The following is a 13,388-nucleotide window of genomic DNA, read 5'->3' on the forward strand; positions in this document are numbered from 1 at the left end:
CCTCTCACGATGTTTCGATCTTCCGATCCTGATCCTGATCCGAAGCTGAGTCCCGCCCTGCTTGCTCCGTCCGCTCCTGGAATACGATGCGCTTTCGGGTTTCCGCAAACAGCTTGCCCGGATTCATGATCTGGTGCGGGTCGATTGCATCCTTGATGGATTTCATCATCCGGATGCCGGCTTCCCCCACCTTCCATTCCAGGTAAGGCGCCTTCACGATACCGACGCCATGCTCGCCGGTAATCGTGCCGCCCATGGCAATCGCCGCCTCAAAGATTTCGGCGAATGCCTCTTCCACGCGATGAATTTCTTCCGGGTCGCGGGCATCCGTCATCGCGGTCGGATGCAGATTGCCGTCCCCGGCATGGCCAAACGTGCAGATCTGCACATCGTATTTCTGGGCAATGCGCTGAACTTCAAGCACCATGTCCGCAATCTTCGAACGCGGAACCGTTGCGTCCTCCAAGATCGTGGTCGGCCGCAGACGGGACAGCGCAGCGAGCGCGCTCCGTCTCGCCTCCATCACCTTCGCCCCTTCTTCCGGGGTCTTGGCGATATTCAGCTGCACCGCGCCGGAAGCAAGACATATCTCCTCCAGCTTCTTCAGATCCCGCTCCACATCCTCCACGCTGCCGTCCTGCTCGATCGCCAGCATCGCTTTGGCGTGAACCGGGAGCCCGATTTTGGCAAAATCCTCAACCACCTGAAGAGTCGGCTGATCCATGAACTCCAAGGTGCACGGGAATATATGATTGGCTATAATGTTGGATACCGTTCGAGCCGCCGCTTGAAGGTCATCATATACGGCGACCATGGCCTTTCTGTATGAAGGCTTCGGAATTAGCTTCACCGTGGCTTCCGTCAGTATGGCTAACGTTCCGCCCGATCCCACCAATAATCGGGTCAAATCATACCCGGCGGCATCCTTCACCAGCTTGCCGCCCGTGCGCAGGATACTGCCGTCCGGCAATACGGCCTCCAGGCCGAGTACGTAATCCTTGGTCGTTCCATACTTCAATCCGCGCAGCCCGCCGGCTCCCAAGGCAATATTGCCGCCCATCGTGCAGATGATCATGCTGCTCGGATCCGGAGGATAGAACAGCCCCGTCCGCTCGACCGCCAGATGAAACTGCTTTGTATTCAGACCCGTCTGGAAGGTCGCGGTTAGATTATCCGCATCGATCTCCAGCAGCTTGTTCATACGGGTCATGACCACGATCAGACCGCCCTGAAGCGGAATGGTGCCGCCGCACAGATTGCTGCCCGCTCCCCGCGTAATAACGGGTATCCGGTGCTTCGAGCAAATTTTGACGATGTCGGAGACCTCCTGCGTGCTTCCAGGAAAGATAACTCCGTCCGGCATCGCTTGATACAGCGGCGTAGCATCATAACTGTATGAGACGAGACTTTCCGGATCATCCTTGAACCACTTCCCGCCAACCACGGCGGCCAGCTGCTCGCGAATGACAGTTTCCAGCATGTTGTTTCTCCCCCTCCCCTATACGGGTTTGACTACTAAGATAATCCCTTTACTTACCACCAAATCGCTGCCTAACATTATCTATGTGCCATCGCCTGGCACTTCCGTTTACTGGCTTTAGTGAATGGTCTATGGCAGTGCCAGCTTCCCCATAACGGTCGGCTTGCGCGCACCGGTTGCCACTGGCAAATGGTTAGGAACGCCGAGCATGAAATCATTGCCCAGCAGCGCAAAAATCACGGCTTCCTTGGCATCGTCATCGAAGCCCAGCGCCTTGGAGGTCATGACCTTCTGCTCCGGCAGCAGCTCCCCTAACATCGAGAGCAGCGTCTTGTTATGGGCCCCTCCACCGGTTACGATCACCTCATCCATTCTGTGGTGAGGAAACACATAGTTCACATAGCTATCGGCAATGGAATGTGCGGTAAACGCCGTTGCCGTGGCCATCGTATCCTCATCCGAGAGGCTCCTGAGCCTGGCTTGCTCCAGAAACGAAACCGCGTAATTGTGGCCAAACAATTCCCTGCCCGTTGATTTCGGCGGCTCTGCTTGAAAATAGGGATGCGCCAGCATCTCCCTTAACAAATCCTGATCCGGGTTGCCTCGGGCAGCCCATTGTCCGCTGTCGTCATACGAAAGCTGCCCTCCGGATAGCATATGAGCTATTGCATCCATGATCATATTGCCGGGTCCGGTATCAAAGGCCAGCACATCCGAAGGATCCGCCCCTGCGGGCAGCGCCGTACAATTGCCGATCCCGCCGATGTTCTGCAGCAGCCTCCCCCGCTCCGGATGCCGAAACAGGATCAAGTCTCCGTAAGGCGCAAACGGCGCCCCTTGGCCCCCAACCGCCATATCCGCGGGCCGGAAGTCTCCTACCGTAAGTTTGCCGGTGCGCTTGGCGATAACGGAAATATCGCCGATCTGCAAAGTCGAAGCGACGGAATACGGATCCCCTTGCTCCGGTACGGGCTGATGCCAAATCGTTTGTCCATGGGAGCTTACCAAATCCACTTCATCTATGCGCATGCCGGCATCGGCAACCGCTTCCAGGACTGCGGCTCCAAACTGATACCCCAAGTATGCATTCATGCTGCAGACAGCAGCGCTGTTCGAATTCTCCTCACTGCACAAATCGCGCAGCCGCTGACGGAGCTCCGGTTCGTAAGGCTTGCTATAGTAATGCAGCAGTTCAACCGATGCATCGAAGCCGCTTCCCTGTATGCCGACGATGGCCGCATCAATGCCGTCCAGCGAAGTACCGGACATCAGGCCGACCACAATGGCCGGCCTGCCCTCCTTCCATGGCGAGAACATCATATTTTACGCCTCCCCGTACAGCAGATACGGAGCCCGCATCGTTCTCCACTGCTCCGCGTCCTTGCCCCACTCCGCAACCAGACGCTGGAGTCCGGCTTCTTCGTGGATGTGCCGGCGGACATCCTCGCTTCCCGTCAGCAAATCAATGAAGTACCGGCTTCGTCCTTCCGGCGGGCTAAGCCACTGGAACTGATCCGGGTACATCCGGCTGACAAGATGCAGCAGCACAAGCCCTGTGCGCACAGCCTCTACTTCTGCCGGATGGGTCACAAACAGCATGACCCCGCCGCAGCCTTCGCCCTGATGCTTCGAGAAGGTAGGGGTCATATACATGGAATGGGCATGGACGCCGGGCAGTCCGTATGCGTTGAACGCCTGGGCCAGCTCCTCCCCGTTGACCCATGGAGCGCCGATCCATTCAAACGGCCGGGTCGTCCCCCGACCTTCCGAAAGATTGGTCCCTTCGAAGAAACAGGTCCCGCTGTACAGCCGCACCGTATCCATCGTGGGAATGTTCGGCGAAGGCAACACCCACGGCAAGCCCGTGTCGGTATATTCCATGCCGCGCGTCCAGCCTTCCAGCCCAATGACATCCAGATCGCAGCCGGTTCCCCGCATGTCATTGGCCATGCGCGCGAATTCGCCGATGGTCATCCCGGTGTTAATCGGAATGTGCCATCCGCCCACCATGGATTCATATCCCGGCTTAAGGAAACCTCCTTCGCAGCGCTCGCCGCCCAGCGGATTCGGTCGATCCAGGACAAGCAGGCTCTTGCCATGTTCGGCGCATGCCTCCATAACATACAGCAGCGTCGTCATATACGTATAAAAGCGCACGCCAAGATCTTGAATGTCGAAGATGACCGTGTCCACGTTCTTCAGCATGTCAGCATCCGGCTTGCGCCGCGAACCGTACAGACTGTACACCGGCACGCCGAATACCGGATCCACTTCGTCATCCACGTGCTTGCCTGCCTGCAGCTGGCCGCGCAGTCCGTGCTCACAGGCGAACAAAGCCGTCAGTTCCGACTCTGGCAAGCCTGCAACCACCTCGATAGATGAACGAAAATCCGACGTGAGCCCCGTCGGATTCGTAATGACGCCAAGGCGACGACCCGTGATTTTCTCGTGCTTGATGCCCGACAGCACATCAATGCCGCTTCGCACATTGACTTTTATCATATGCTCACACCTCTCGCTTCGGAGGCTACCACACCGTCTTCCGCCGGCTTGGCCTCTTCCGGATTCAGTACATTATACGTAACCTTATGCTGGTATATGGCCCACATGCCGTTAAATAAGAATCCAAAGCCAACAACTGTGACGAGCAGCGGAATGGCGACGCAGAAGGCTTGGAAGCACGCGCCCAGCGTATAGGCCGGAAACTTCAAGAACAGCTTGACGCTGTGCGCCATGGCCTTGAAGATCCCCATCCCTTCCTGAAGGACAAGCTGAAAGGTGTAGAATTGGGAGATGAGCGCCATGATGACAAAATAGGTTTGGAACACGCCGATCGCAAGATAACCGATTCCCTCTTTGCCCCCGTAATACCACCAGGTGGACCACAAAATCAGCGCCATCACCACGAAGAAGAAGCCCATGACTACGGCAGGTCCGAGTCCCTTGATCGCGCCTTGGAACACATCTTTAAGCCTCGACTTTCCTCTCTCCGTCTTGCGGTGATACGCATAGCAAACCCCATAGAAGAGCGGCATGTACAGGACCGGCAGCAGCAGCAGCGCTACCATCAGCGGCACGAACATGACCACCGTCACGAGCACCAGCGAGGTAATCATGCTGTATAAGGCCACCGCCGTAATCTCACGGTAAATCTCAACCCCGGTCTTCTTCAACACATCATTCAGCTTGCGCATAGCTTTCCTCTCCTCTTCGTCGTTGTTTACCAATCGATACGCTGCTCCGTCTCAGGATCGAAGAAATGCACTTTATCGAAATTGAAAATGAAGGTTTTGTCCATGCCCGGATAACCCGTCGTTTCCGGATGAACCTTCGCGGTCACGGTCCGGTTGCCTACGCGGAAGTACACCAGATTCTCCGAGCCGAGATGTTCAACGACCTGAACCTTCGTGGAATACTTGTAATTCAGATTGGTTGTGCCTGGCATATCCTCGCCGGTAATATGCTCGGGGCGAATCCCCAGAATCAGATGCCTGTTGTCGTATTTGCTTAGGGCACCTGCCATCGAATCCGGAATGGTGAATGTCCCGCCTTCCATCCGGAGAACATTTCCTTCCTTCTGCACGTCGATGAAGTTCATTGGCGGGGATCCGATAAAGCCGGCTACGAACATATTCTGCGGATTCGCATACAGCTCGGTCGGTGAGGCGATCTGCTGGATAATGCCGTTATTCATTACAACGATACGCTCACCGAGGGTCATCGCTTCAACCTGATCATGCGTGACGTATACGATGGTAGCTTCCAGGCGCTTGTGCAGCTCGGACAGCTCTACCCGCATTTGCACGCGAAGCTTCGCATCCAGGTTCGACAGCGGCTCGTCAAACAGGAACACCTGCGGGTCGCGCACGATCGCCCGCCCTACCGCAACACGCTGACGCTGTCCGCCGGACAGCTCGCGCGGCTTCCGGTCGATCATCGACTCCAGGCCGAGTATGGAGGCTGCCTGCGATACCTTTTGCTCGATGTAAGCCTTGGGCTTCTTCAGGTTCTTCAAACCGAAGGAGAGGTTCTCGCGGATCGTCATATGCGGATACAGCGCATAATCCTGGAACACCATGGCGATGTCGCGGTCTTTCGGATGCAGATTGTTGACCACCCGGTCGCCGATGATGATGTCGCCGGACGTTTGACGTTCAAGCCCCGCAATCATGCGCAGCGAGGTGGTTTTGCCGCAGCCGGACGGACCGACGAATACCACGAACTCTTTATCATTGATCACAAAGTCCGACCCCGCTACAGCGGTAAACGTCCCTTTGTTGTCGTCTACAAATTCTTTTCGTATATTTCGGAATTCTACGCGTGCCATAACTTTGCCTCCTTCTAGCCTTTAACGGCTCCAATGGTGATGCCTTGCAGGAAATAGCGCTGAAGCGAGAAGAACAGGATCATCATCGGCAGTGCCGCGACGGTTGCTCCAGCCATAAGTGCGCCGAAATCGGTCGTGTCCGCATAGACGAAGGAAGCAAGACCGACCTGAATCGTCCTCATTTCCGTCGAGTTAGTCACGAGGAAGGGCCAGAAGAAATCATTCCATGATGCAACGAACGTGAATATCGCAAGCACGGCAAGACCCGGCTTCGCCATCGGAAGAATGACCTTCCAGAAGATGCCGAATTCGCCGCAAGCATCGATGCGCGCCGCATGTATCAAAGAGGTAGGCAGCGATGACATGTACTGCTTCATCAAGAAAATGTTGCCCACGCTTACGATTCCGGGAAGAAGAATCGCCGTGTATGTATTCCCGAGATCAAATACGTCGATCATCAAAATGTAAAGCGGAATCAGCGTCACCTGCGCCGGGATCATCATCGTGCTGAGCAAAATCCAGAATACCGCTTTGTTCCCCGGAAACTTCAGCTTCGCAAAAGCATACCCTGCGAGCGAAGCCAGGAATACGTTGGTCACCGTTAGGATGGATGAGATCAATAAGGAGTTAAAGAGCCACCTCATGACGTCGGTTTTGCCAAAAAAACGCTCGTACGGGGCTACGGAGAATACCTCCGGTATCATTTTCGGGATAAACGATGCCGCTGACTTGGTGTCCTGCACAGAGCCGATCAGCATCCAGTACATCGGAATGATCGTCAGAACGCTCCATACCACCAGGATGACCGAGGCCACAATCAGCATGATCACTTTTGATCTTGATTTCATAGGTGCACCCCCTTAGCTTCAAAAATAGGCCTTAGTACTCCACGTCGGACGAGAAGTATTTGAATTGAATGATGGAAATGACAATAATCAAGGCAGCCAGGACAAAAGATTGCGCCGCCGCAAGTCCGAATTCATAGAAATTGAACGCCGTGCTGTAAATCAGATAGGCGATGGTTGTCGTCGCGAAGTTCGGTCCGCCCTGCGTCATCAGGTACACCGAGATGAACACCTGGAAAGACGTAATGACGCCCGTCACCAGCAGATACAGGGTGGTTGGTTTCATCAGCGGCCACGTAATGCGCCAGAATTTGGACCAACCGCTGGCATGGTCGATGTCCGCAGCTTCATAGAGCGATTTCGGAATCCCGCCCATGGCGGCCAAATAGAGAATAATGCCCGCGCCATGCGAACCGAGCCAGTTCATCAGAATGAGCGAAAAGAGCGCCGTGTTCGATTTGCCGAGCCATATGACCGGATCGAATCCGAACAAACCGATGAAACGGTTCAGCAGCCCGGCTTGGGTCGGATCGTAGATCGCGAGCCATACCACCGAAATGGTGACCCCGGAGGCAACGGCCGGCAAATACATCGTAGCCTTGAAGAAGGTCTGCCATTTATTTTTCATCTGAAAAATAAAAAAGGATAATGCATACGTAATGACAATGTTGACCGGAACGGTACCGATCGTGAAGATGACCGTATTCCTCATGGATTTCCAGAACACTTCATCCTGTACCATCCGTGTGTAGTTGTCTGCTCCAATCCATTCGGAGCCCATCACGCTGTATTCCTGAAAACTCATCAGAAAAGCGGAGGCGACAGGGTAGAGCGTGAATATCAAAAACAACAGTACGGGAGCCAGAATGAATAAATACGCCCATCCATATTCTCGTATGTACCCCTTCATGGGGGGACGTGATGGCCGGGCTTGCGCCGGGGCAGTCTGCATTTGATTTCCTCCTTTGCGCACAGGTGAAGTATTTTCATGAAGCCTTATTGAGCCTGGAGCAATTGGTTTAAAAAGGGAGTGCCCCGATCGTTCCTGCTAAGGACAACGGGACACCCCCTTATAACTTCAATTACTGTCCTAAAATTTGTTTGCCTTTGTCCTTGAAGTCTTGTGCGATCTGCTCCGGCGTCTTCTCGCCCGAGAACAGCGCTTGAATGTTCGGCTTCACCACTTGCTCCTTGAATTTCTTCTGGTTGCCCGAAGCATCCGCATCGAGATTCAAAGTCACCGGAATTTCCTTGAAGTTCGCGAAAATTTCCGCTGCTTTAATAGTAGATTCCGTACCGAGCCCTTTGCCTTCATAAAACTCCGCTTGGGATTTACGAACGAAAGGCAGCACCAGTTCATTCGCGGAATTACCGGCTTTCGCGCCGCTCAGTCCTTCCATGATCAGGAACGTGTTCTTTGCATGCTCTTCGCCTTTATCCTTCTTCTGTTTGAACGCTACATAGCCTTCGCCAAACATGGAGGTCTTGCGCTCAGCCCCGTCATTATGCGGAACCGGAAGCAGGACGAAGTCGATTTTCGCGCCTTGGACCGTACCGCTGTCAATATCCTTCGCGCGGTTCTGCAGCATCACGTCATAGTAAGGGATCGCCTTGGACACGATCGCGGCTTCCTCGGCATAGAACAGGTCCATCCGTTTCGCCGGCGTAATCGCGGCAGTCTCGGCAGGCAGATGGCCGGCTTTCATAAGATCGGACACGAATGTCATCGTATCCAGGATCCGCTCGTCATTCCATTGGAATTCGCCTTTGTCGTTCAGAACGTCAGGCATGCCGTTGCTGCGCGTCAGCATTTCCATGAAGTCCAGGGAAGTACCGTCCGTCACCAGCGCATACTGCGTATTGCCGTTCGGAAGTTTCTTGGTCAGCTTCTCGGCAGCAGCCTTGAACTCGGTCCAAGTCCAGCCGTTCTCTTGAATAGCCTTCCAGTCGATGCCTGCTTCTTCGAGAATCTTCTTGTTGCCGCCCCAAGCCCAGAGGGATTGGTACAGCGGGAGACCATACTGCTTGCCCTGGATTTGGCCCAGCTCAAGCGTTCCCGGCAGGTAGTCGTTCTTGATTTCATCCGTAATATAAGGGGTCAGTTCCAGTGCCAGGCCCGTATCCACATAAGCTCCATCCACCGCGTGGAAGTATAGGTCAGGCGGGTTGCCGGCATTCAAGGCGACGTCGAACTTCTTCGGGCCTTCAGCCCAGGAGAGCACTTCGGTTTGTACGGTAATATGCGGATATTTCTCCTTCAAATCCGCCACATGCTCTTTCAATTCATCTTCGTATTTACCATGTACCGGATAAGTCCAGACAACGACCGTGTCCTGCTTCGGCGCAGCTTCGCCGTTTCCTTCCGAAGCCGTTCCGCTTCCGCCTTCCGGTGCCTTCGCTCCGCCGGAACCGCCGCAAGCCGCGGTAAACACGAGCATCAAAGAAGCCAACAATGTAAGCCAACCTTTTTTCTTCATGTACTACTCCCCTTATCATTTATATATTTGTGGTTTCGCTATGAACTACAACCGCTTGATCGCTCGCCGGCTTTCATCCAGGTATTTCACTGAATTCTCGTAATTCCGGCTGGCGACGCCAAGATATAAAATATCGATAAGATTAAGCTGCGTAATACGAGAGGACATCGCGCCACTGCGAATCTCGTTCTCCGTCGAGGAGGTGTACAAAGGGATGTCGACCGATCGGCTCAAGGTAGAGTCGCCGTACTTGGTTATGCCAATCGTCTTGCATCCCTTCTCCTTGGCAATGGCTGCTGCGCGGATCACCTCGTCCGTTTCACCGGAATAGGAAATGCATACGGCCGCATCTTCCGGAGTCAGCAGCACCGCCGAGGTGAGCTGAACATGAGGGTCCGGAAAAGATATGCATACCTTATTGATCCGCAAAAATTTCTGCTGGGCATCCATCCCGATCAGATTGGAAGCCCCTACCCCAAACATGAAAATGCGCTTCGACTGATCGAGGGCCAGAACGGCCTCTTCCACCATCCCTTCCTCCATAATCTTCATCGTATCCCGAATCGATTGAATGTTATTGTTCGAGACGTTCTGTATAATTGCAGAAATGCTGTCATTGGGCCGGATATCCTGATATCCGGTGGCTAATGGCTCCTGCAAGTCTCCGGCTACCTTCAGCTTCAGATCCTGATAGCCTTTGAATCCCATCGTTTTGCACAGGCGCACAATGGCTGCCTGACTGGAGCCGCTTCGGACAGCAAGATCCGCCACCGACATTTGTATCATCTCTGCCGGCTCCTGCAAAATGAAGGCTGCAACCTTGCGCTCGGACGGATTTAATGAATCATACACCTCGCGCAATCGAACCAATCCGCCGTTCATTTCTTGCCCCCCTTTTCAAATCATCCTCTGACGGTCACTATTATGTGATGTTAATTTACACATCTTGAATGAAAGCATGACTGGTATCGCTTTCACTATCAGTGGATTGAGTTTATTATAAATTGTATGAAATTATATTTCAATACATAATTCATGATTTAAAATTTTATTTTACAACACTTGGTTTTTCTCCTATACTGGATATAGAAAGCGAAGTGGTTCAATATGGAAATTTTTATCGGTGTCGATGGTGGCGGTACAAAGACCGAAGCAACCGCTATCAATAGCGCTGGAGCAGTGTTGTCCCGTTTTACCGGAGGTTCCACCAATCCTTACATTGTAACATTCGATAAAGCGATGGAGGAACTCCAAACCGTGTTGGATGAGCTCATGGCCCCTCTTTTTAAAAAGTCGTTTTTATTAACATCAATATGTCTTGGTATGTCAGGTATAAGTTCGGTAGAGGAACGGCAGCGTGTACAAACTCACCTGCGTTCCTACTTCCGGCAGCGGCAGCTCTCGCTGCGTATTTACATGCGTTCGGAAGCCGAAATTTCATTGATGGCGGTACTGGGGCGTCAGCATGGAATACTCGCAATCTCAGGAACAGGCTCCAATACCTACGGCATCACCCAATCGGGAGACATCCACCGCGTCGGTGGTTGGGGTCATCTTCTCGGAGATGAAGGCAGCGGTTATCAGATCGGACTTCAGACTCTGAAATCCGTGATCAAGAGCCATGAAGGCATAACGCCCCCCACCCTCATGAGCAGCCTGATCGTTGCAGCCTACCCGATCCGGCATATTACCGACCTCAAATCTTACATTTACCAGCCCGCTATAACGAAACAGGATATCGCTTCCTTCGCCCGCTGCTGCATCGAGGCAGCCGACGCCGGCGATGAAACGGCACTACGCATTATCAGGCAGCAGGCCGAAGAGCTGGCCGATACCACTTGCGCGCTCATTCGACAGAACGCCGAATTCGCCGAGAGCGAGCTTGTGGGAATCGGCTCGATTTTCAAGCATTCACGTTGGTTCCGGGAGACGTACACCAGCCTCATGCTTACACGTTACCCCCTGCTCCGTTTCCCTGAAGGAAACCGTGAGCGAACGCCCGCGCAGGGCGGGGCCCTGTTGGCCTGCAAGCTATTTACTGACGGCGTCTCTGACTTGCTGTAGCTTCCACATCATCAGTGCCCGTCCATATTCCAAGGCAAAAAAGGAGACCTGTCTCATGACGAATATTCTAAGTCAATTGACAACCGAACAGCCTCACGAAAATACCCAGAACATTGATCAGTTGAGCTCGGAACAAATCATGATCCTCATCAACAATGAGGATAGCCTGATCACCGATGCGATTCGCGAACTCATTCCTCTGATAGCCAGGGCGGCCGATCACGTCGTCGAAGCTTTCCAGAAGGGCGGCAGATTGTTTTACATCGGTGCGGGGACCAGCGGTCGCATCGGGATTCTGGACGCATCCGAGTGCCCGCCTACCTATGGAACGGACCCGTCCATGGTGCAGGGGTTGATTGCCGGCGGCTTCAAGGCCGTCAAAGAGGCCATCGAAGGCGCTGAGGATAGCGAAGAGCTTGGCGAGCAGGATATCAATGAAAACGGTATCAACGAGAAGGACGTCGTTCTTGGCATCGCTGCAAGCGGACGCACGCCGTATGTCCTTGGCGCCATGAGACGCGCCAAGGAAAGAGGGGCCGTTGTTATCGGTCTGTGCAACAATTACGAATCGCCGATGCACCAGTATGCCGAATTCGTGATCGAGGCCGTCGTGGGTCCCGAGGTCATCATGGGCTCCACGCGCATGAAGGCCGGCACCTCTCAGAAGCTGATTCTGAACATGCTGACGACAACCGCCATGATTCGGATCGGCAAGGTGTACAAAAACTTGATGGTTGACCTCAACCCGTCGAACAATAAGCTGGTCCATCGCGCCAAGCGCATCATCACCCTGGCAACGGGAGCATCGGAGGAGGCCGTGGAGAAGGCCTACCATGAAGCCGGCGCCCATGTCAAAACCGCGATCGTGATGCTGCTTGCCAACGTCAGTGCCGCGGAAGCCTCCAAGCTTCTTGACGGTACCAGCGGGTTTGTGCGCAGCGCGATCGATATGAAAACAACGAAATAACATAACGTGTGCTTATGTGCGAACTATGGCACCCATCGTGAAATGTTAAACGGGATATCCTAGGTCCGGTCGATCTGGAGGATATCCCGTTTATTTGTTTGCCAGCCTTGGACCCTTATGTACGGATAGACGTCACCTTATTGATGGGCCGACGGGTTTCATCGTTCATGGATGCCCGTTCTGCCCCATCGGATCGTTCGCTTCAGCCCCTCGCGAAACCTGGACTTCTTGTAAAAAACCGTGGGTTCATCACTCCTTGCCCGATGCCCAGCCGACCTGTTGTTCGCTCCATTCCCACAGGCGCGCAGCCAGCTTCGGATCCCTTGCCTTCTCGGTCGTTTTGGCCGGTTTGCATTTGACGTAATATTCCCCTGTTACATGCTCCACTTCAGGGCTTGACGCCAAATAAATCGCTGTCCGGGCTCCTTCGAGCGGGGTTAAGAAGAACGGACGAAGCAGCTTGTGGACGGCTTTGCCGAAGCCTGTATCCCGGTTCACGCCGATGCTGGTGCTAACGGCGCCGGGATGAAGCGCATTAACCGTTATCCTTGTCGGCTGCAGCCTGCGGGCCAGCTCTTTGGTGAATAAGATGTTAGCCAGTTTGGACTGCGCGTAACCCTTGGCCACATTGAATCCCTTCCCAAGATTTGGATCATCGAAGTGGATGCTGCCCACCTTGTGCGCTCCGGAGGAAACGTTTACGACCCTCCCCTGCCGGGCACGCTGAAGGGGCTCCAGCAACTCGTTCGTTAGCAAAAAATGCCCCAGATGGTTGACTCCGATCATCGCTTCGAATCCGTCCTTCGTCAGTTCCCGCTGAATGGTGACCACGCCGGCGTTATTCACCAGAACATCAAGATGCTCGTATTTGGCCTTATATTCGGAAGCAAATGCCCTAATGCTGTCAAAAGACCCCAAATCCAGCGACATCAGCTCAATGTTCGAGCTGCCGCTCTCCTGCTGCGCCTGCCGAAGAGCCGCTTCGCCCCTGGCTTGACTACGGCAGGCCATAATCACGTGCGCTCCGCTTTTTGCCAGCTCCGACGTCGTTGCCAGGCCCATGCCGGAGTTGGCTCCTGTTACGATGACGATCTTTCCTGTCATGTCATTCATCCCGCTGACCTCCTGTTCGTATCCTTCTACCATTGTAATAAAAAAAACGTCTATCGACGTACTTTCTCAGAAGACAGACCGCATTTAGCGGGAGTTTTTCTTGCGAGATAAGGAT

At 53.9% G+C, this 13,388-nt stretch carries 12 protein-coding genes; 2 read left to right on the top strand and 10 right to left on the bottom strand.

Features of this window, described 5'->3' with window-relative positions; translation table 11 throughout:
* Positions 1-4 precede the first annotated feature (4 nt).
* From MHI43_RS28510 to MHI43_RS28550, 9 genes are all read right to left on the bottom strand, one after another.
* Positions 5-1,480, bottom strand: a complete 1,476-nt coding sequence (locus tag MHI43_RS28510) for an FAD-linked oxidase C-terminal domain-containing protein (RefSeq protein WP_036663789.1) — start codon at positions 1,478-1,480, stop codon at positions 5-7.
* A gap of 129 nt (positions 1,481-1,609) precedes the next feature.
* On the bottom strand, positions 1,610-2,800 hold the full coding sequence (locus tag MHI43_RS28515; protein WP_036663786.1) for an anhydro-N-acetylmuramic acid kinase: 1,191 nt from the start codon (positions 2,798-2,800) through the stop codon (positions 1,610-1,612).
* A 3-nt stretch (positions 2,801-2,803) separates the two neighbouring features.
* A complete protein-coding gene (locus MHI43_RS28520; RefSeq protein ID WP_036663784.1) occupies positions 2,804-3,982 on the bottom strand; it encodes a DUF1343 domain-containing protein in 1,179 nt (392 codons plus the stop codon).
* Positions 3,979-4,674, bottom strand: a complete 696-nt coding sequence (locus tag MHI43_RS28525) for a hypothetical protein (protein ID WP_036663782.1) — start codon at positions 4,672-4,674, stop codon at positions 3,979-3,981. Before MHI43_RS28525 ends, MHI43_RS28520 begins: the two co-directional genes overlap by 4 nt.
* A 26-nt stretch (positions 4,675-4,700) precedes the next feature.
* Positions 4,701-5,807, bottom strand: coding sequence for a sn-glycerol-3-phosphate ABC transporter ATP-binding protein UgpC (ugpC, locus tag MHI43_RS28530; RefSeq protein WP_009590136.1), 1,107 nt, complete (start codon positions 5,805-5,807; stop codon positions 4,701-4,703).
* Between the two features lie 14 nt (positions 5,808-5,821).
* On the bottom strand, positions 5,822-6,655 hold the full coding sequence (locus tag MHI43_RS28535; RefSeq protein ID WP_009590118.1) for a carbohydrate ABC transporter permease: 834 nt from the start codon (positions 6,653-6,655) through the stop codon (positions 5,822-5,824).
* 31 nt (positions 6,656-6,686) lie between these two features.
* Positions 6,687-7,604 (bottom strand): sugar ABC transporter permease, encoded by a 918-nt coding sequence (locus tag MHI43_RS28540; protein ID WP_009590108.1) that lies wholly within the window; start codon positions 7,602-7,604, stop codon positions 6,687-6,689.
* A 130-nt stretch (positions 7,605-7,734) separates the two neighbouring features.
* Positions 7,735-9,129: an extracellular solute-binding protein gene (locus MHI43_RS28545; protein ID WP_009590111.1), complete on the bottom strand. Its 1,395-nt coding sequence runs from the start codon at positions 9,127-9,129 to the stop codon at positions 7,735-7,737.
* Between the two features lie 45 nt (positions 9,130-9,174).
* Complete coding sequence (locus MHI43_RS28550) at positions 9,175-10,011, bottom strand: MurR/RpiR family transcriptional regulator (RefSeq protein ID WP_036663781.1); 837 nt, start codon at positions 10,009-10,011, stop codon at positions 9,175-9,177.
* 225 nt (positions 10,012-10,236) lie between these two features.
* Here MHI43_RS28550 and MHI43_RS28555 point away from each other — a divergent pair, with 225 nt between their 5' ends.
* Positions 10,237-11,193, top strand: a complete 957-nt coding sequence (locus tag MHI43_RS28555) for a BadF/BadG/BcrA/BcrD ATPase family protein (RefSeq protein ID WP_036663780.1) — start codon at positions 10,237-10,239, stop codon at positions 11,191-11,193.
* Positions 11,194-11,248: 55 nt separating this feature from the next.
* Positions 11,249-12,160 (top strand): N-acetylmuramic acid 6-phosphate etherase, encoded by a 912-nt coding sequence (murQ, locus tag MHI43_RS28560; RefSeq protein ID WP_015737554.1) that lies wholly within the window; start codon positions 11,249-11,251, stop codon positions 12,158-12,160.
* Between the two features lie 249 nt (positions 12,161-12,409).
* Here murQ and MHI43_RS28565 read toward each other — a convergent pair whose 3' ends face one another.
* On the bottom strand, positions 12,410-13,273 hold the full coding sequence (locus MHI43_RS28565; RefSeq protein WP_186326555.1) for an SDR family oxidoreductase: 864 nt from the start codon (positions 13,271-13,273) through the stop codon (positions 12,410-12,412).
* Positions 13,274-13,388: the final 115 nt, after the last annotated feature.

The sequence above is a fragment of the Paenibacillus sp. FSL H8-0457 genome, assembly GCF_038051935.1.
Taxonomy (GTDB): domain Bacteria; phylum Bacillota; class Bacilli; order Paenibacillales; family Paenibacillaceae; genus Paenibacillus_AQ; species Paenibacillus_AQ lautus_A.